The sequence below is a fragment of the Pseudomonas sp. DNDY-54 genome, assembly GCF_019880365.1.
GTDB lineage: Bacteria > Pseudomonadota > Gammaproteobacteria > Pseudomonadales > Pseudomonadaceae > Stutzerimonas > Stutzerimonas stutzeri_P.
Map to the genome: position 1 here is coordinate 2,146,257 of NZ_CP082271.1, position 18,823 is coordinate 2,165,079.

Here is an 18,823-nt window from a genome sequence, read left to right on the forward strand (position 1 = left end):
AACTTAAAAAAAGCCGGGGCGGTGGATAGCCATCCCGGCGTTTTACTGTCTGGTACTGACCAAACGGCACACCCGCGCGTAATTAGGCCGCCGTGGGTGGGTGCTCTTCAGTCTGCTCATCGCCGGGCTGAGGCTGGGCCTCGTTGCCTGAACGCAGCTTCTTCGCGCGCGCCTCAAGGACGACATACAGGATGGTGGCGAAGAACAGCGGCACCAAGAAGTATACCACCCGATAGCCGATCAGGCCGGCCACGATGGCCCCGTTGCTGAGTTCGCCAGCAAGCATCGCCACGAATACCGCTTCGATCACGCCGAGCCCGGCCGGAATGTGCGCGATGACACCCGCAATGCTGCTGATCATGAGAATCCCCAATACCTCGGGGTAAGGCGCCTTTTGCGACAACATGAAATAGACGACCAGCGCCATCAGCGCCCAGTTGGACGCGCCCAGTAGCATCTGCACAGCAGCCAGCCGCAGGGAAGGCAGATGGATTTCATGTTTGCGAATCGTCCAGTGCCGACGCTTGGAGAATCCGCATGCCCACAGATAAACCAACGCGAGGACCAGCAGACCACCACCGAGCACGCGCAGCGCCATGTGGCCGATCTCCCACGAATCGGGCGGCGTGATCCAGCCCATCACGAACATCAGCCCAGCCAGCCAGATATAGCCCAGCCAGTTTGTCAGCACGCTCATGGTGAACACGCGGGTGATCTGCGAAGCACGCAAACCGAGGCGAGAATACAGGCGATAGCGCAAGGCGATGCCGCCCACCCAGGCACTGAGATTGAGGTTGAAGGCGTAACAGACGAAGGTCACCGGCAGGATCTGCCGAACGGGCAGGTTGTGTTGCGCATAGCGTTTGCCAAGCACATCGAAGAAGCAATACACCGTGTAGCTGGCAAAGGCGGCGGCACCGGCCATCCACAGGGTTTTCGCATCGTAATTGCGCAACGTGGTCAGCACTTCGTTCCAGTCGACGTTACGTGCGAGGCCTATCAGTAAGCCGGCAACCAGAATGAAGAAGACATAGGTCAGGATTTTTTTGATCAGCGGCCAGCGACGTTTCCAGCCGCTGGCCGGCTTGTTGGTGTCGGACTCATTCATTGTTGATCCCTTTGCAAGGGCGCCGGGGAAGGCTCCAACGGTTCGGGATCGAGCAACTGCAACTTGGGCCGATGGGCAGGGAAGAAGCCGACAAGCTGCGGGAAATGCCGCAGGAAGTGAAAGATCAGAAAGGCCAGCGGGGCGCGCCACCAGTAGCCGCGAATGATGCGCTCGAGCGGAATGCGTCGGCAGTGTTCCTGCAACAGCTGATCCAGTTTCTCGTGCAGCTGACGGTTGAATACGTGATCACGGATGATCAGGTTCGCTTCAAGGTTGAGCGACAGGCTGAGCGGATCGAGGTTGCTGGAACCTACCGTTGACCATTCGTAGTCAGCCAGCGCCACCTTGCCATGCAGCGGCCGACGGCAGTATTCATGAATCTCGACGCCATCGCTCATCAGGTAGTTGTAAAGCATCCGGGCGCCGAACTTGGCGATCGGCATGTCCGGCTCGCCCTGCAGGATCAACCTGACCCGGACGCCGCGCCGCGCGGCATTGCGGATTTCCCGCAACACCCGATAGCCAGGGAAGAAATACGCGTTGGCGATGAGCAGCCGCGAGCGGGCGTCACGGATCGCCTGCAGGTAGTGCTGCTCGATGTCGTTACGGTGATCGTTGTTGTCACGAGTGACGAACAGCGCCCGCGCTTCACCACGGCTGACGCCCACAAAGCCATTGCTTTGCGTACGCACACGGCGGTGCCACCAACGTCGGTTCGGTTGCACCGGAGCGATAGTGCTGATGGCAAAGCGGTGAATGTCATGCACCACGGGTCCTTCGACCTGCATCGCGTAGTCCTGCTTGGCGGCAGGGCCGAAGTCGCCGAGGTGGTCCGCAGAAAAGTTGATGCCGCCAATGAATGCCAGAGCGCCGTCGACCACGACGATCTTGCGGTGCATGCGACGGAACACGTTGACCCGCTTACCCAGCAGACGCTTGCCGGGGTCGAACATGTGGATGCGCACACCCGCACGGGTCATCGCTGCCGCAAACTCGCCGTCGAGGTCCGCTGAGCCATAGCCGTCGACGGTGACATCGACGCTCACGCCGCGCTCCGCTGCCGCGATCAGCACCTGTTGTAGTTCCGTACCAACTTTGTCCTTGAAGAAAATGAAAGTCTCTAACAAGACTTCCTTTTCGGCGGCCGCAATGGCCTCGAACACGGCAGGGAAAAACTCCTCTCCGTTTTCCAGCAACTGAAGACGATTCCCGTCTCTCCAGTGAAAATTCATAGGTGTATCTCCACCGCCAAGGGCAGATGATCGGACAAGTGCGTCCATGGTTTGTTACCCAGAATTCGCGCTTTATGGCTCGTCGCGTTTCGCACGTAGATGCGATCCAGGCGCAGCATGGGCCAGCGCGCGGGAAAGGTCTTTGCGACCTTGCCTTGGGAAACGGCGAACACTTCATGCATGCCCGCGCAGCGATCAAGCACCTTGGCACCCTTCAACTGCCAGTCATTGAAGTCGCCGGCGACCACCACCGGTGCGTCCTTCGGTAACGAGTCGAGCAGCTCGCAGAGCAGGGTCAGCTGCTGCTGGCGATGACTTTCGCGCAGCCCCAGATGCACGCAGATCGCATGAAACTCGTCATGTCCGGGGACCTGCAGCACGCTGTGCAGCAAGCCCCGACGTTCGGGGCCGGCGATGGAAATGTCGAGGTTCTCGTAGCGCGTGATAGGAAACTTCGACAGCAGCGCATTCCCATGATCACCATCCGGATAGACCGCATTACGGCCGTAGGCGAAATCGGTCCAGATGCTGTCGGCGAGAAATTCGTACTGGGACATCTTGGGCCAGTCATGAAATTTCATCGCATGCTTTTCATGGGTGCCCAGCACTTCCTGCAGGAACACGACATCGGCGGAAACCGACCGGACCGCTTCACGCAGTTCCGGCAGGATGAATCGACGGTTGAGTGCGGTGAAGCCTTTGTGCGTATTGACGGTCAGCAGGCGTACGGCATTGACCGCCGTGGACATGTGGGCGTCCAGGTCGCTGCTGTCGAGCGGGTGATTCTTATCCAGATTCAAGCCAATGCTCCTTCCAGGTGGCCCGGAGTGGTCTCCAGGTTTTCCTCCAGCCCGAGCCGGCGCAACAGTTGTCGCGCGTCGTAAGGCGCTCGGACCTTCACGTCGTTATCGAAATAGCAATACACCGCTCGCGCCTTGCGTGACGGCGGTTTAGCGGTGGAGATGAGATGGGCATCGTCCGGCTGCTGACCCTGGTGCCAACGGCGGATGCGTTCGCACCAATTATCCAGCGCCTCCTCGCTGTAGCCGCTGGTGTAGAGCTCTTCGGCGCCGTGTAGCCGGATGTAGACGAAGTCACTGGTGAGGTCCTCGCGATACGGCCATTTGCCCGCGGTATCGGCGACCACCAGCGCGACGTTGTACTTGCGCAGCAGCGCAACAAAGGCCGGATCGACAAAGCTCTCGTTACGGATTTCCACGGCGTGCCGCAGCTTGCGCTTGCGATCGATCTGCAAGTAACTGCGACCCTCCATGCGCGCCTCGCAGCCTTTCGCCATGGCCAGCGCGGCCTCGGTATCGTGAGGCAACAAGGCAAGGAAAGCCTCGAAGGTTTCGGGATCGAACTTGAACGACGGCGGGAACTGCCAGAGCATCGGCCCCAGCTTTTCCTTCAGTGCAAGCACGCCGGAGGCGAGGAAATTCGCGATGGGTTTCTCCACATCCCGCAGCCGCAGGATATGCGTGATGTAGCGGGGCGCCTTGACGCTGAAGACAAAGCCCTTCGGCGTTTCGTCATACCAGCCCGCGTACAGCTCTGGCCGTTGTAGCGAGTAAAAGGACCCGTTGATCTCGATACTGCTCACGGCACGCGAGGCGAACTTCAACTCGTTCTTCTGGGTAAGCCCCTTGGGATAGAAGTCGCCTCGCCAAGGTGCATAGCGCCAGCCTGAAATTCCAATATGGATGGCTGCCATCGCCTGCTCCAGTCCTACCGCGGGTTTTGCATGCTGGTCGGGTCGCTAGCAGGAAAGGTGTCGGCGATTGCTTCGTCGACCACGTTCTCCTCCGAACCGACCCCACTCGGGTTGCTGCGTTGCGGTTGCAGCTCAACCTTGATCCAGCCGCGTTCCCGCCAATCAAACGCCTCGAAGGCCGCGATGGCGTCGGTCATCGGTTTCACCTGCGTCAGGATCTTCGCCGGATCGATGCGCCGTGCCTGGATCATCTCGATCAGCCGCGGGATGTATTTGCGGTGATGGCAGTTGCCCATGTTCATGGTGATGTTCTTATTCATCGCCAGGCCGATGGGGAAGGTCATCGCATCCGGTGGATAGACTCCGATGATGGACAGCGTGCCGGCTTTGGCAAGGCTCTGCACTGCCCATTCCAGCGCCTGCGACGGCCCGTCGCCCGGCTGCCATTGCGCATTCCCCGTCGCCTCGACGTCAGCCGGCTTACCGCCGCAGCACCCGTGCTCGGCGTCGATGCCGACCGCGTCGATCACGCGATCGACACCGATGCCTCCCGTAAGCCGCTTGAGCGTCTCGACCGGGTCTTCACGGTTGAAATCGACGATCTCCGCGCCTTGCTGCTGCGCCATGCGAAGCCGATCGTCGTATTGGTCCACAGCAAACACGCGCCCGGCACCGAGTAGCTTTGCGCTGGCAATGGCGAACTGGCCGACCGGACCGCAGCCAAAAACCGCCACGGTATCGCCCGAGCGGATTTCGGCCATCTCAGCACCGAAATACCCGGTCGGGAAAATATCGGAAAGCAGGATGGCCTGATCATCGCTGACATCGGCGGGCAACTTGACCAGGCCGATGTTGGCGAAGGGAATGCGCGCTTTTTCGGCCTGCAGCCCGTGGAAGGACCCGGTCGCCGACGGACCGCCATAGAACGAGGTGCCGGCTTCCTTGCCGTTCGGGTTGGCCACATCGCACTGGGCGAAATAGCCGGAACGGCAGTAGGAACAGTTGCCGCAGGCGATCGTTGACGGGATGACAACGCGGTCGCCTATTTGCAGATTGCGCACGTCCTCGCCGAGCTCTTCCACAATGCCCACGGCTTCGTGACCGAGGATAGTGCCCGGCTTCATGCCGCTCACCGTACCGCGGACGAAGTGAAGGTCCGTCCCGCAGATGGCCGAAGCGGTGATGCGTACGATGGCGTCGGTCGGCGCCTCGATGCGTGGTTCGTCTACGTCTTCAAGGCGGATATCGCCGATACCGTGATAAACGACTGCTTTCATGGCTACTCCGTAACGCACCGTTCGAGCCAGCGTGGCTCAAAGGGCATGAATGATGGGTGTCCTGCGAGTCGGGCGGCGCATCACCGCCGACCGGTGCGCCTTCGGCGCCGCTGCCGAACTAGGGTCGGCGGGTCATCCGCGGCACGTAGTGCCGAGCAGGGGCACATTCATTCGGACTGATCGCGGCTTTCCCGGTTCATCTTTTTTTCAGACAAGCAGAGAGCGGGCCGCGCAGGGAGCGCGTTTGGGTGTCGGTTGAAGTGTCAGCCATGCGTTTTGCCAGCGACGCTCTGGGGCAGGGCCGAGCAGAGCCTCAGGCGTTGGGGATCACCCATGGCAGTTCGCCGGAGAAGGCCTCGACGAGGTAGTCAATCATCGCCCGCACCTTGGCGGGCGGGCGGCGATCCGGCGGGTAGACCACATGAATGCCGCCGAGGCCCAGCGGCGGCTGGTCGAGCTCGATCTCAACCAGCTCACCACGGCTCAGCGCCGCCGCGACGATGAACTGCGGTTGGTAGATCACACCCTGATCACCAACCGCCGCGGCGACCAGAGCCGCCCCGTTGTTGGCCACGAGATTACCGGCGATCGGCACCCGGAATTCACCGGACGGGCCGAACGCCCACTCTCGGTCGCCCAACAGGTTCGACAGGCTGTAGCCCAGGCAATTGTGCCGGGACAAATCGCTCACACGCCGTGGCACGCCATGCTGATCGAGGTAACCCGGCGAGGCGCAGACCAGCATTGGGCAATCCGCGAGACGGCGGGCCTGTAGTGGGCTGTCTGCCAGACGGCCAATGCGTACCGCCATGTCCCAGCGTCCGTCGATAAGGTCGACCTGACTATCGGTAAGGCCAAGTTCGACATTGACTGCAGGATGACGGCGGCTGAACGCGGGCATCAGCGGCGCAATGAAGCGTGTGCCGAACGACAGCGGCACATTCATGCGCAACAGCCCTGAGGCCTCGACCCGTTGCGAAGCGGCGCTGGCCTCGGCTTCGTCAATCTCCGGCAATATCCGCAGGCACGCTTCGAGGTAACTGCTCCCGGCGGCGGTCAGACTCAAACGCCGGGTGCTGCGATGAAACAGTTTGACCCCGAGTCGAGCCTCCAATGCATCGACATGCTTGGTTGCCATGGCGGGTGAAAGGCCGAGGTGCCGTGCGGCGGCGGACAGGCTTCCGGCGCTGGCCGCACGGGTGAACACACGCATGCCGGTGATTCGGTCGAGCATTTCATTTCCTACTCACAGTTGGAACTGAACTGGCGTTATGGCCTGTTCATGTCAATCGGAGTGTAATCCATACTCTCGGATCACTCGCCAAGAGGACGATGACATGAGCCAGCCTGCCAACACGCCAGCGCCGACACAGATGCCTACGCTGTTTGTACCTCACGGTGCCGGTCCCTGCTTTTTCATGGAGTGGAATCCCGTCGACGCGTGGGACCGGATGGCGACGTTTCTCAAGGAAGTCGCGGCAACACTGCCGCAGCGACCGCGCGCCATCGTGCTGGTATCCGGTCACTGGCTGGAACAGCAGCCGACGGTCACCGCCAACGCCGCGCCTGACTTGATCTATGACTACAGCGGTTTCCCTGCGCATACCTACCAGCTGCACTACCCGGCGCCCGGCGATCCGCCACTCGCCGCTCGGTTGCTCGCGCTGCTCGATCAAGCAGGGATCGCGGCCGCCGCGGATCAGGCGCGAGGGTTCGATCACGGCACCTTTATTCCGCTGAAGCTGATGTTTCCAGACGCCGACGTTCCGGTGGTGCAGCTGTCATTGCGGCATGACCTGGATCCTAAAGCGCACCTCGACATTGGCCATGCGATTGCTCCGTTACGTGATGAAGGGGTGTTGATCGTTGGCAGCGGGATGAGCTTTCACAACATGCGCGGCTACGGTGATCCGCGTTTCGGTCCGGTGTCCGAGGCGTTTGATGCGTGGCTGACTGAGGCCGTTGAGTCCGCGCCTGAACAGCGGGACACTGCGCTGGTCCATTGGGAGCAGGCACCCTCGGCGAGGCTCTGCCATCCGCCACAAAGCGAGGAGCATCTGTTGCCGCTTCTGGTGGCCGCCGGAGCTGGCGACCAATCTTCGGGGCGCAAGATTTTCAGCGATCGCGTGATGGAAACCCAGCTGTCGGCGTATCGTTTCGGCTGACGTGCTAATTGACCAACTGGAGTGACTTGAATGTACCAATCCCGCGCAAGCGTCAGCACACCGAATGCCGAGCGGCTAATCAAACGGCTGAGCAACCACTGGCGCCATAAATTCCCTGTGCAACTCAGCCCGGAGGGTGCGGACATCGAACTCCCGATCGGCACCTGCTCCCTGCACAACACGCAGGGTGGCCTTCAGGTCACGCTCAAGGCGTCCGAAGAAGAGCAGTTACAGCGCATGCAGACCGTGGTTGCCGACCACTTGCAGCGCATGGGGAACGACGAGGCGCTGGCATTCGACTGGCAGGCTTGAACCCCATCCACAACGGCGGGCGTCGCCGTTACAGCTGAAGGAGTGTCTGATGATCAACGACTCGAGAGACAAATACGGAAGCGTGTCGCGCCTCTTTCACTGGCTGATGACGTTATTGATCCTGTGGCAGTTCCTCAAACTCGGCGACCGTATTTCCGAGGGCGAACACTGGATCGGACAGACACTGGTGCCGTGGCACGTATCCCTGGGCGTGCTGTTATTCGTGCTCGTGGTGCTTCGGATTGTCTGGTTCGTACGCCAGTACAAGCAACGCCCGCTGCACGACCCGGCTACCGCGTCATTGGTCAAGAGCGGGCACTTCGCCTTGTATGCCTGCATGGTGCTGATGCCGATAACAGGTCTGCTCTACATGTTGGGCAACGGTTATGGATTGAAAGTGTTTGGCGCGCAATTGGTTGCCAAGGGACCTGAAATTGACTGGGCGGCGTCGATTGGCAGCCTGCATTCGCCGCTGGCGTGGCTCACCGTCATCCTCGTGCTTGGCCATACCGCCGCCGCGCTCTATCACCACTACGTCAAACGTGACGACATCATGCGACGGATGCTGTGACCAATTGCAGAGGCGCGATCGCTCCCAAACGCCCTCTCAATTGAGGGCGAAGTTGGGGAGGGCGTCCACAGGCCGGGAAAAGCGGAAGGGAATCGACACCAGTGACTCGCCATAAGGTTTCTGCACGACAAAATGCAGGTGGGGGCCAGTGCTCCGCCCAGTGTTACCGGAATGACCGAGCAATGTACCGGCCTTGACCTGCTGCCCCGCCTTGACTTGCACGGAGCCGCGCTTGAGGTGCAAATACGCGCTGTGCGTGCCGTCATCATGAACAATCCGCACGTAGTTGCCAGCCGGATCAGGCAGCCGACCGTTCTGACTGTTACGCACCTTCACGACCGTGCCTGCACGGGCGGCGATTATCGGCGTGCCAACAGGCATGGCCACGTCCACGGCATAACGGCCTTTTGGCGAGTTATGGCTGTAGTCACCGCCGGCGCCCTGGGAAATACGGAACGGGCCGCCTTTCCAGGGAAGTGCATAGGCGTAGCCGCCGACCGTGCCTTTTTTGCCAGGCTCTGGTGAGTAGATCAGCGAATAGCTGAATGACTGCTGAAACATCAAGGGGTAACCGGGTTGGCGTTTACGCAACGTGGCGATTCGCACGCGGGTGCGCGCGGGGACCGTCTTGCGAATAACGCCCTTGCCGACGCCGGCGACATTGACCATGCGCGTCAGGCGCAACACCACCTCAACGGGCACATCCGTGTCGTTGCTAACATCCATCGCCTTACCAGAGCCGACCCGGTTGACGAACAGCCGAACGTTGCCGGGTTTGCCCGCCGAAAGCGTCGCGTTGGTGATCGCGCCACCGGCCAGAACGGGCAGGGCGGGAGCGGAAAAGCTGAGGAGCAAAGCAAGTGAAACAATGAACCGAGTCGAAGCCATAAGCGTGTGATCCGTCACGGATGGGACAACCTGCATGCGGCGTGCAGGAACAAATCCGTCGATTTCATGTATGCCGCGCTGGGGTTGGGACTGAAGGTCCGTGTGGGGGTTCACTACCGCACGTCGATATCCAACGAACGATTGAGTACGGCGGGCGCTGCTGCTGCCGAAGGCAGGGCGACGCCGGGTTCGAATACAGCAGGGCCCCGAAATTCGGGGCCCTCAGAGCGGAAGACGAAGAGTCGCCTGCTGCCGCTAGTCCTCTTCTTTGATCAACTCGAACAACAACAACGACCGACCCGTGACGCCGTATTCATTACTGAAATCAAAGCGCTCGGCTCGGGCATTGGGATTGTTTGTGTCGATCAGGCGATTCCAGTAAATGCCCTGAGGTACCTCGGGCAGCGTGAAATTCACCACGTCATGGTGGGAGTTGACGATGATCAGCAGCGTCGCATCCGAGCCAGTCCGGCGGATACCGGTCGGCTGAGCGCGGCCATCGAGCAGCATGCCCATGCAGCGGTTGTTGCCGTCTTCCCAGTGCTCGACGGTCATTTCTTCGGCATGCGGCGCCAGCCAGGTCACGTCCTTCACGCCCAACTCTTCGTGATAGGCGCCGACCAGGAAGCGACCCCGTCGCAGCATCGGGTAGCGCTGACGCAGGCGAATCAATTTGCGAACAAACGCCTGGAGCGCACTGCTTTCTTCGGGGATATCCCAGTCGACCCAACCAATTTCGCTGTCCTGACAATAGGCGTTGTTGTTACCGCGCTGGGTTCGTGCGAACTCGTCACCCGCGACGATCATCGGTGTGCCTTGTGAAAACAGCAGGGTGGCGAAGAAGTTACGCATCTGGCGGAAGCGCAGCTCCCGAATTTCCGGGTCGTCGGTGGGCCCTTCAACGCCGTGGTTCCAGGAGATGTTGTTATCGCTGCCGTCGCGGTTGTCTTCGTCGTTGGCTTCGTTGTGCTTGTGGTTATAGGAAACCAGGTCGTTCAACGTAAAGCCGTCGTGCGCGGTGACGAAGTTGACCGAGCTGAACGGCCTGCGCCCACGTTGATTGAACAGGTCGCCGGAACCGGTCAGGCGGCTGGCGAAATCGGGGAGCTGGTCGGAATCGCCCTTCCAGAATGCCCGCACGGTGTCGCGGTACTGGTCGTTCCACTCCGCCCAGCCGGGCGGGAACCGACCGACCTGATAACCCCCAGGGCCACAGTCCCAGGGTTCGGCGATCAGTTTGGTCTTGGCGAGAACCGGGTCCTGACGGCAGGCGACGAGGAATCCGTGGCGCTCGTCATAGCCACCGTGCTCCCGACCGAGGATGGTCGCCAGGTCGAAACGGAAGCCATCGACGTGCATTTCCTCAGCCCAGTAACGCAGCGAGTCCGTGACCATCTGGACGACGCAGGGGTGGCTCATGTCCAGCGTGTTGCCGGTACCTGAATCGTTGATGTAGTAGCGCTTGTCGTCCGGCATCAGTCGGTAGTACGAAGAGTTGTCGATGCCGCGCATGGACAGGGTCGGGCCGAGTTCGTTGCCCTCGGCGGTGTGGTTGTAGACCACATCGAGAATGACTTCGAGATCGGCGTTATGCAGGTGCGCGACCATCTCCTTGAATTCGCTGATCTTGCCGCTGGCAAGGTACTGGGGTTGCGGCGCGAAGAACGCGATGCTGTTGTAACCCCAGTAGTTGCTCATCCCTTTTTCCAGCAGGTGCTGGTCCTGAACGAAGGCATGAATTGGCAGGAACTCGATTGACGAGACGCCGAGCTTGCGCACGTAATCAATAACTTCCGCCGTCTTGAAACCGCCAAAGGTCCCGCGCATGTCCTCGGGTACCGAAGGGTGCTGCATGGTGAAGCCGCGCACATGGGTCTCGTAAATGATGGTCCGATCCCAAGGCACCTGCACTGGACGGTCATGCCCCCAGGTGAAAGCAGGGTCGATAATCTTGGACTTTGGCACAAAGGGCGCACTGTCGCGCTCGTCGTAGCTGAGGTCCGCATCGGCGTGGCCGATGGTGTATCCGAACAGAGCCTCCGACCATTTGAGGCCACCCACCAGCTGTTTGGCGTAGGGATCGATCAGCAGCTTGTTCGGGTTGAAACGATGCCCCGCGTCGGGTGCGTACGGCCCGTGAACGCGGTAACCGTAGATCTGCCCCGGGTGGGCGTCAGGCAGGTAGCCATGCCAGATCTCGTCGGTGTACTCGGGCAGCTCGATACGCTCGAGCTCGGTCTCGCCATCGGAATCGAACAGACACAGCTCAACCTTGGTGGCATTCGCAGAAAAGATCGCGAAATTGACTCCCAACCCATCCCAGGTGGCGCCAAGCGGGAAGGGCAGCCCTTCGCGAATACGCGAGGGGGTCAGAATCTGAGGCGCCGCAGGTTTTTTTCTACTCATGAAATCTCCGATGGCAGCTCGTGATCGATGCTGTGCAAGGCAATAGAACGCCGTGTCCGCCCGACGCTCTGAATGGGTCGGGTCGAACCGTGCGGTCGTTCAGGATTCTTTCTTGGTGCGCGGAGCGCGGGTTTTCTTCACACCGGCCGGTATCCCCTCGGCGGCCTCAGTCCCCGCTTTGGCCTTGGGTTCCGCAGAGCCCTTGGCGGCGGCGGCAGCCTTGGCGGGCTTGACGTCCTTCGGGTCCTTGGCGTCTTTCGCGGTTTTCGCCGACTTGGCAGGTTTAACTGCAGGTGTCGCGTCGGTCGGTTTAGTCGCCGTTTTGCGCGCACGACTTACAGGTTTCTCGGTTGGCTTGCCGCTTTCCGCCTCGGCAAGCTTGCGGGCCATCTCCCAGTGGCGGGCATCTTCACCATGAGGGCGACCCTCGGATACCCAGATGTCGTACGCGAGCTCACGAATCCGCGCTTCGTTTTTAGTCATCGTTCTGATTCTCCTGTTGAACTGATCTAAGGTGTAAAACCGCTACTGGCAGATGTTGCAAAACTTCAGCTGCAGCCAAACCCTCTTGTTTGGGTGTGACTGTCATTCCGTCAAAAAGTCGCTCCAACGCATGACCGCTCAGCGCATCGGGCAATCGGACATGGGTGTCGCTCCATCGCTCCGCTGGAATCTGCGGACTGCTGCTGTCGCCGAGCAGCCCGCTGGCGAGCCTCGCGGCAATCACGACGAGCCAGCTGCCATCCCGTTCTCGGGCAAAGGCGACAAGCTGGTCAGCGTGCTCACCTTCGATCTTCAGTGGCACATAACGCCCTTCGGTAAACAGACGTGGCTGAGCCCGCCGCAACCGCAAGGTCCGTGCGATGAGCCACTGCTTGATACGACCGTCCTGCCAGTTCGCCAGCAGTTCGGCAGGTTTTGCCTGTAGGTCGAACGTCGCGCGGCGCTGGTCAAAGTCCACCGGCCGGCGATTGTCTGGATCGACCAAGCTGAAGTCCCAGTAGTCGGCGCCTTGGTAGAGGTCCGGCACGCCAGGTGTGGTCATGCGCAACAGCGTCTGGGTCAGGCTATTCAACGCCCCAGCCGGGGCCAGTTCGACCGCGGCGCCGGCGATGTCGGTACGCAGCGTTCTGCATTCGTCGCCCAGTAGCAGGGCACGCAAGTACTGTTGGCAGGCGCCCTCGTATTCGCTGTTGGGATCGGTCCAGGTACTGCGCAGTTTGGCTTCGCGCACGGCCTTTTCCTGCCACTTGATGATTCGTTCGCAGAAGGCTTCCAGCCCCGGCTGATCATCCACGGCGAGGTCCAGCGGCCAGCTGCTGACGAGAATCTGGAACAAGAGCATCTCATCGCCCGCCGAGGGAGCCGGTCCGTCAGCCAGCTCCTGGCGCTGCCCATAGGCAAGCTGTCGCCAATGACGCACCTTGGCCGCGAACCATTCGGCCCGTTCGCTGATCACGGTCATCCGCGCGCGCGTGTCTTCGCCTCGCTTGTGGTCGTGGGTCGCGGTGGTAAGCAGGTTGCGCGGGAAGTGTTCGGCGCGCGCCAGGCATTCGGCGTGAAACGCGTCCACCGGCGCGCTGAACGTCTGTGGGTCGAAGCCCACGTCATTGCGCGACAGCAGAGCCCCGGAGCGATAGCAGGCAGTGTCTTCCACGGCTTTCGCGGCGGCAGGCGAGGTGAGCTGCTGAAAACGTGTGCAGGCATAGCGACGGATGCGCCGCGCCGGTCCAGGCGGCAGCGAGCGCAAGCTTTCACCGCCGAGCCAGCGGTCAAGCAAGTCCAACAACGGCCAGTCCGCTTCGCCGAGTGTGGTGCGCGCGCCGGCCAACGCCTGCTGGAAGAACGGCTCGTCGGCCTCGCGCCGACCGCGGGCACCGATGTAGGTGCGGTACACCGGGAAGTGCACGATCAGCTCCAACAGCGCACGGCGGATGGCGCCAAGCGTAATGTCGCGCGTCATCACGTCGTAGCGAGCGACCTGCAGAAGGGCCTGAGCGACTGTTTCGAAGTCGCCGGCGAGCGGTCCGGTCAAGACCAACTGGCGCGCCTGACGCACTTCTTCCATGAAATCGTCCGGACGCTCCGCGGTTTCACTCCACAGTGTGCACAGGACGCCTTTGCCCGCTGGGTCGTGCTGTAGCAGCGACACCTGATTCATGAATTCGTAGCCCGTGGTGCCGTCCACGCCCCAGTCGTCATGCAGGCGTTCGCCCTCGGCGAGGATCTTTTCAACATAGATCGGCACGTGGTCTTGCGCCGCTTCAGCGGGGCGGGCGGCGTTGAGCCGGTCGACGCGTCGCCGTAGCCGCCGGCAATAGCCACGAGGGTTGGCCAGACCGTCGATGTGATCGATTCGCAAACCATCGACCAGGCCTTCGCTGATCAGCTCGAAAATCTTTGCATGGGTTTCTTCGAACACTACCGGCCGCTCGACACGCAGCCCGCCGAGCTCGTTGATGTCGAAGAATCGCCGCCAGTTGATGTCGTCACCCGCCGTCCGCCAGCTGGCGAGGCGGTAGTTCTGACGCTCCAACAGCCCGTGCAACCGCCTGAAGCCTTCTTCGGTTGTCGAGTCGTAGTGGGTGAGCGCGTCCTCCAGCGTCTGCCGGGTTGCATCGTCTTCAAGCTGGCGAGCCAGATCTGCGCGCAGTTGTCGGGCGGTCTGGTAGGGCGCGGGTTCGGTGCGCAGCGCATCGAAGTGCTGGGCGAGGGCGCGCAGCTCCGGGTTGTCCGTCAGCCGCAGAATTTCACCGTAGCTGGGCGGCGTGATCGGAAAGCGGTGCTCGTAATGTTCGGCGTAGAACGCGCCGTTCTCGACATCCAGCCGCAGGGGGATTTTGCCGTCTTGCAACGCCTCGCCGTAGTCGCTGCCCAGAAACGGCACCAGCAGCTGGCCTTCAAGCAACGGATCGGGCGAATTCCATTGGATATCGAAGAACTGCGCGTACGGGCTCCGGCGCCCCCATTCGAGGACGTCCAGCCACCAGGCATTGCCCGAGCCACCGACGGCCATGTGGTTCGAGACGATATCGAGGATCAGGCCCATGCCTTTGGCCCGTAACGCATCGACCAGACGACGCAAGGCGGCTTCACCGCCCAGCTCAGGGTTGATGCGAGTGGGGTCGATGACGTCGTAGCCATGCATCGAACCGGGTCGGGCAGTCAGCAGCGGCGATGCGTAGAGGTGACTGATGCCCAGGTTGGCGAAGTAGTCGACCAGCGCCGTCGCGTCGTCGAGCGTGAAGTCACGATGGAACTGCAATCGCAGCGTGGCACTAAGTTCTCTCATCGTGGGTTGCTTCCAGTGGGCTGCTTTCGGGCATTAGCTAGGGTTTCCAGGCGGCGCGTGCAGGCTGGGTTGTCGAGTAGCGTGGCGCTCTCGCCGGGGTAACGGCGTCGCCAATTGGGGTGGGTATCAGTGGTCCCAGGCATGTTGGGCTGTTCGAGCAGACAGAGCGCGTCCTCGATCGGAAACAGCACCAATGGTGCGGGCGTGTGGCCGATGAACGCGCTGCACGCATCCGCCAGCACCTCCGGGTCAGTGAGCTCGCCGTCAACCTCTGACGCGAACTCCCGCAAGACGCGAAGCAGCCCAGCGCGTTCTCGTTCGCGCTCTTCCAGCTGCGCCGGTCGTTCGTGCTCCTGGTGTTGGCCGACACGGATGCGCCAATCGATGTCATGGCCTTGCCACCAGCCGTTGATCGTAGGCAGGTCATGGGTGGTGGAGGTGGTAATAGCGCTTCGTGGATAGTGCGCGGGCGGCTTGAAGGTGCCGTGATTGTCGCGTTCGAAGAACAACACGCGCATGCCCAACAGCCCGCGATCGGCCAGTTTTTCACGCAGCCCCTCGGGAACGGTTCCAAGGTCTTCGCCCAGAATCACCGCGTTGCGACGCCAGGCCTCGAGCGAGAGCAGTCGTAGCAGGTCATCGAACGGGTAATTGAGGTAAGCACCCTCGGTAGGGCCGGCGCCTTCCGGCATCACCCACAACCGCATCAGGCCCATCACATGGTCGATCCGCATACCGCCGGCGTGGGCCAGATTGGCGCGAACCATCTCGATGAATGCCCGATAGCCGTGAGCCTTGAGACCCCACGGCGAGAACGCGGAAATGCCCCAACTCTGCCCCTGACGATTGATGATGTCCGGCGGTGCACCGACACTCAGCGCGGCTAATACTTCGTCCTGGCGGCTCCAGGCCTGGCTTCCGCCACCGTCAGCGCCTACCGCGAGATCACTGATCAGGCCGATCTTCATCCCGGCACTGTGTGCGGCGATCTGCGCGCGCTCGAGGCCGCGCGCAATCAACCACTGGCAGAACGCGTAGTAGCTGACGTCCTCCGCATGCGCCTGGGCGAAGCGCTCGACCGCAGGGTTGTCCGGCTTACGGTATTCCTCCGGCCAGTCGCGCCAGTGCTGCGGATACCCTTCGGGACCGAGCAGCGAGGCATGCAGCGCCTCGAAGCGGCAATGGTTCTCCAACGCCTCGCCACCGGCTTCGCGAAAGCTGTCGAAGTCGGCTTGCTGGGCATTTCCACCTTTGGCGAAGTCGTCATACAGCGCACGGAGCAGGCACTGGCGCGTCCTGGATACGGAGTCCCAGTCGACCAGCTCAAGCTGTTCCAGGCGCTCCAATTCGTCGTGCAGACCGCAGGATTCAATGGCGCGTCGCACAGGGGTTTCACCCAATATCGCTTCGGGCGCGCTGTGGAGAATATTGAAGAACAGGCGACTGGACGGCGAATAAGGGCTGTACTGGCTGCTGTTCCCGGTGAACATCGCATGGATGGGGCTGATCCCGAGCGCGTCGGCGCCATGGGCAGCGGCATTGCGCGCAAGCTGTTCCAGCGCGAGCGTATCGCCCAAGCCACCGTCGCCCGGGCGCCGCAGACTGTATAGCTGAGCGGTAAGCCCCCACGCGTTAGCACCAGCGACGCTCTCGACACTCGGGCACGCACGGGGGGCGACCGCAACGGTCAAGCGCTTCCCGGCGACCTCCAATTGGTGATAGCCGGGTGTTTCGATCGGCGCCAAACGAGCCTGGTCGTTCAGCGTGCCTTCGCGACGACTGCCGTCTTCGAGCACAAGGCGATAGCCCGTCGATGCCTCGAAATAGGGGCTTAGGTCCAAGACGGAACCTTGGTCCAACGTCAGCAGCGGCGGCAGGCTGGCGTCGCCATTGGTGGCGTGCAATTTCTCGAGACTGCGCGCGATGTCCTCATCGCTGTCGGCCGCGAGGCCCAGCCCGTTCAGCACGGCCCTCAATACCTCGGGTGTTACCCGTTGGTCACGCCCATCGGCGTCGACCCAGTCGATGGACAGGCCGGCCGCCTCGGCTAGGCGGTTGAGTCGTTCATCGCTCATCGTGCGGTCTCCAGATACATCTTGGCGGAGCGAGCATGCAGGGTGCTGGCGTCGGATTCCGCGCCGGTGCTGCGGCTGCAGTGCAGCAGTCGCGCGTTGGCCGACACAGGGTTGATCGGTACGTCCACGTCGCTGAGGTTCAGTTCCAGACGCAGTTCACTGCCGTCTCCCAGACGCCAGCGGGCGAGGGCGGCAGCCTCACCCAGTGCTTGCGCACCGAGGAACTGCGAGCCCTCGAGGCGGGGCACGATCTCGCGGTGGCGGATACCGAGCAGCTGGCGATACAACGCCAGCCACTCCGCCTGTTCCGGCTGCTGCCGTTTGCTGAAGTCAGGCTTGGAGGCCTCATATGTTTCCACGGCGTTCGGGTCCGGGATCCGCTCACGGGTGTGCTCATCGGCGAACTCTGCAAATTCGGCGAACTCGCCGCGGCGGCCTTCGCGCACCGCATCAGCCAACTCGCCGTGGTGGCTGGTGAAAAACAGGAACGGCTCGCGAGCGCCCCATTCTTCGCCCATGAACAACAGCGGAATCATCGGCGATAGCAGCAATACCGTCGTGGCCGCTTTCAGGGCGTCCGGATCGGTCAGGCCAATCAGTCGGTCGCCAAAGGCGCGGTTGCCAGTCTGGTCATGGTTCTGCAGGAAGAGCACGAACGAGGTAGGGGACAGGTGACCGCTCGGTTCGCCTCTGGATTCACCGCGACGATTCTCATGGCCCTGATAGATAAAGCCTTCGCCGAGAAATCGGACCAGCTTGTCGGTGGCGTCGCGATGATAGTCGGCGTAGTAGCCCTGGCTTTCATCGGTCAGCAAGGTGTGCAGAACATTGTGGCCGTCATCATTCCACTGCGCGGTGAAGCCTTGCGTCAGCAGACTGGAACGGTTGTCTTCGTTCTCCAGCACGAGATGCACATGACGACCGGGCTCGACCTCGGCACGAACGCGTTCGGCCAGCTCGGGCAGAAAGGTCCGGTCCGGAATCGCATGCACCGCGTCCATGCGTAGCCCGTCGAAGCGGTATTCCATCAGCCACATCAACGCGTTATCGATGAAGAAATCGCGTACTTCGCTGCGACGGAAATCAATGCCATCGCCCCACGGCGTTTGCTGGTCGTGGCGGAAGAAATGCTTGGCGTAGCGGTGCAGGTAATTGCCGTCCGGGCCGAAGTGGTTGTACACCACGTCGATAAAGACCATCAGACCGAGGCCATGCGCCGTGTCGATCAGGTGCTTGAGCTGATCGGGCGTGCCGTAAGAGGCTTCCGGCGCATACAGCAGCACGCCGTCGTAGCCCCAGTTGCGATCGCCGGGAAATTCAGCGAGGGGCATCAGTTCGATTGCAGTGACGCCCAGGTCAGCCAGGTCTTGCAGGCGTTTTTCGATTTCGGCGTAGCCGCCGTAACTGCCGACGTGAAGCTCATACAGAACGGTTTCATGCCAAGGGCGCCCTTGCCACTCCCCGTTGCGCCATTGATAAGCAGCTGGATCAACCACGATGCTCGGGTCATGAATGTCGGCCGATTGCGCGCGTGAGGCCGGATCAGGGACCTGTAGTTCATCGTCGATGAGAAAAGCGTAATGGGTACCGGCACCGGCGTCCGCCTCGACGGTGTACCAGCCGTCGTCATTGACCTGCATCGGCAGCGTTTCGCCGCCGACTATTACCAGGCTGACGCTTTGCGCGTCTGGCGCCCAGAGCCTGAACCGAGTACGCGAGTCATCGAGTAGCACCGGTCCGTGTTGCCCGTTGCGGGCAGGCCTGTTTTGCATTGATTGACCTC

At 61.5% G+C, this 18,823-nt stretch carries 14 protein-coding genes and 1 pseudogene; 3 read left to right on the plus strand and 12 right to left on the minus strand.

All coding sequences use genetic code 11. The features are described from left to right. Positions 1–82: 82 nt before the first annotated feature. The 6 genes from K4O48_RS09985 to K4O48_RS10010 all read right to left on the minus strand — a co-directional run bounded on the left by K4O48_RS09985 (position 83) and on the right by K4O48_RS10010 (position 6,565). On the minus strand, positions 83–1,108 hold the full coding sequence (locus K4O48_RS09985) for a lysylphosphatidylglycerol synthase domain-containing protein (RefSeq protein ID WP_222911846.1): 1,026 nt from the start codon (positions 1,106–1,108) through the stop codon (positions 83–85). After that, positions 1,105–2,340, minus strand: a complete 1,236-nt coding sequence (gene clsB / locus K4O48_RS09990; RefSeq protein ID WP_222911847.1) for a cardiolipin synthase ClsB — start codon at positions 2,338–2,340, stop codon at positions 1,105–1,107. Before clsB ends, K4O48_RS09985 begins: the two co-directional genes overlap by 4 nt. Then, complete coding sequence (locus K4O48_RS09995) at positions 2,337–3,140, minus strand: endonuclease/exonuclease/phosphatase family protein (protein ID WP_222911848.1); 804 nt, start codon at positions 3,138–3,140, stop codon at positions 2,337–2,339. Before K4O48_RS09995 ends, clsB begins: the two co-directional genes overlap by 4 nt. Continuing rightward, positions 3,137–4,054 (minus strand): DUF72 domain-containing protein, encoded by a 918-nt coding sequence (locus K4O48_RS10000; RefSeq protein ID WP_222911849.1) that lies wholly within the window; start codon positions 4,052–4,054, stop codon positions 3,137–3,139. Before K4O48_RS10000 ends, K4O48_RS09995 begins: the two co-directional genes overlap by 4 nt. Before the next feature lie 14 nt (positions 4,055–4,068). After that, positions 4,069–5,331, minus strand: coding sequence for a zinc-dependent alcohol dehydrogenase (locus K4O48_RS10005; RefSeq protein WP_222911850.1), 1,263 nt, complete (start codon positions 5,329–5,331; stop codon positions 4,069–4,071). A gap of 313 nt (positions 5,332–5,644) precedes the next feature. Further along, entirely contained in the window at positions 5,645–6,565 is a 921-nt protein-coding gene (locus K4O48_RS10010) for a LysR family transcriptional regulator (protein ID WP_222911851.1), read from the minus strand. Positions 6,566–6,668: 103 nt separating this feature from the next. Here K4O48_RS10010 and K4O48_RS10015 point away from each other — a divergent pair, with 103 nt between their 5' ends. Genes K4O48_RS10015 through K4O48_RS10025 form a run of 3 tightly spaced genes read left to right on the plus strand, consistent with a single transcriptional unit; the run spans position 6,669 to position 8,379 of the window. Next, positions 6,669–7,496 (plus strand): DODA-type extradiol aromatic ring-opening family dioxygenase, encoded by an 828-nt coding sequence (locus K4O48_RS10015; RefSeq protein WP_222911852.1) that lies wholly within the window; start codon positions 6,669–6,671, stop codon positions 7,494–7,496. Between the two features lie 30 nt (positions 7,497–7,526). After that, positions 7,527–7,808 carry a DUF2218 domain-containing protein gene (locus tag K4O48_RS10020; protein WP_222911853.1) on the plus strand — a complete coding sequence of 94 codons (282 nt, stop codon included), beginning with the start codon at positions 7,527–7,529 and terminating at the stop codon, positions 7,806–7,808. Positions 7,809–7,857: 49 nt separating this feature from the next. Further along, entirely contained in the window at positions 7,858–8,379 is a 522-nt protein-coding gene (locus K4O48_RS10025) for a cytochrome b (protein ID WP_222911854.1), read from the plus strand. A 36-nt stretch (positions 8,380–8,415) separates the two neighbouring features. Here K4O48_RS10025 and K4O48_RS10030 read toward each other — a convergent pair whose 3' ends face one another. The 6 genes and pseudogenes from K4O48_RS10030 to treZ all read right to left on the minus strand — a co-directional run bounded on the left by K4O48_RS10030 (position 8,416) and on the right by treZ (position 18,812). Then, entirely contained in the window at positions 8,416–9,267 is an 852-nt protein-coding gene (locus tag K4O48_RS10030; protein ID WP_222911855.1) for a M23 family metallopeptidase, read from the minus strand. Between the two features lie 255 nt (positions 9,268–9,522). Beyond that, the gene (gene glgX, locus K4O48_RS10035; RefSeq protein ID WP_222911856.1) at positions 9,523–11,673 is read right to left on the minus strand and encodes a glycogen debranching protein GlgX; all 2,151 of its coding nucleotides are present in this window, start codon (positions 11,671–11,673) and stop codon (positions 9,523–9,525) included. A gap of 99 nt (positions 11,674–11,772) precedes the next feature. Continuing rightward, a complete protein-coding gene (locus K4O48_RS10040) occupies positions 11,773–12,156 on the minus strand; it encodes a DUF2934 domain-containing protein (protein ID WP_222911857.1) in 384 nt (127 codons plus the stop codon). Beyond that, positions 12,153–14,965: pseudogene (locus K4O48_RS10045) on the minus strand (malto-oligosyltrehalose synthase). Before K4O48_RS10045 ends, K4O48_RS10040 begins: the two are co-directional and overlap by 4 nt. Beyond that, on the minus strand, positions 14,962–17,040 hold the full coding sequence (gene malQ / locus K4O48_RS10050; protein ID WP_222911859.1) for a 4-alpha-glucanotransferase: 2,079 nt from the start codon (positions 17,038–17,040) through the stop codon (positions 14,962–14,964). The pseudogene K4O48_RS10045 and the gene malQ overlap by 4 nt, the downstream one beginning before the upstream one ends. Then, positions 17,037–18,812 carry a malto-oligosyltrehalose trehalohydrolase gene (gene treZ, locus K4O48_RS10055; RefSeq protein ID WP_222911860.1) on the minus strand — a complete coding sequence of 592 codons (1,776 nt, stop codon included), beginning with the start codon at positions 18,810–18,812 and terminating at the stop codon, positions 17,037–17,039. Before treZ ends, malQ begins: the two co-directional genes overlap by 4 nt. Positions 18,813–18,823 lie beyond the last annotated feature (11 nt).

What these genes read in the sequence shown, in the direction of transcription:
- K4O48_RS09985 (WP_222911846.1), bottom strand. Translation starts at nt 1,108, where the DNA reads ATGAATGAGTCCGACACCAACAAGCCGGCCAGCGGCTGGAAACGTCGC.
- clsB (WP_222911847.1), bottom strand. Translation starts at nt 2,340, where the DNA reads ATGAATTTTCACTGGAGAGACGGGAATCGTCTTCAGTTGCTGGAAAAC.
- K4O48_RS10000 (WP_222911849.1), bottom strand. Translation starts at nt 4,054, where the DNA reads ATGGCAGCCATCCATATTGGAATTTCAGGCTGGCGCTATGCACCTTGG.
- K4O48_RS10005 (WP_222911850.1), bottom strand. Translation starts at nt 5,331, where the DNA reads ATGAAAGCAGTCGTTTATCACGGTATCGGCGATATCCGCCTTGAAGAC.
- K4O48_RS10010 (WP_222911851.1), bottom strand. Translation starts at nt 6,565, where the DNA reads ATGCTCGACCGAATCACCGGCATGCGTGTGTTCACCCGTGCGGCCAGC.
- K4O48_RS10015 (WP_222911852.1), top strand. Translation starts at nt 6,669, where the DNA reads ATGAGCCAGCCTGCCAACACGCCAGCGCCGACACAGATGCCTACGCTG.
- K4O48_RS10020 (WP_222911853.1), top strand. Translation starts at nt 7,527, where the DNA reads ATGTACCAATCCCGCGCAAGCGTCAGCACACCGAATGCCGAGCGGCTA.
- K4O48_RS10025 (WP_222911854.1), top strand. Translation starts at nt 7,858, where the DNA reads ATGATCAACGACTCGAGAGACAAATACGGAAGCGTGTCGCGCCTCTTT.
- K4O48_RS10030 (WP_222911855.1), bottom strand. Translation starts at nt 9,267, where the DNA reads ATGGCTTCGACTCGGTTCATTGTTTCACTTGCTTTGCTCCTCAGCTTT.
- glgX (WP_222911856.1), bottom strand. Translation starts at nt 11,673, where the DNA reads ATGAGTAGAAAAAAACCTGCGGCGCCTCAGATTCTGACCCCCTCGCGT.
- K4O48_RS10040 (WP_222911857.1), bottom strand. Translation starts at nt 12,156, where the DNA reads ATGACTAAAAACGAAGCGCGGATTCGTGAGCTCGCGTACGACATCTGG.
- malQ (WP_222911859.1), bottom strand. Translation starts at nt 17,040, where the DNA reads ATGAGCGATGAACGACTCAACCGCCTAGCCGAGGCGGCCGGCCTGTCC.
- treZ (WP_222911860.1), bottom strand. Translation starts at nt 18,812, where the DNA reads ATGCAAAACAGGCCTGCCCGCAACGGGCAACACGGACCGGTGCTACTC.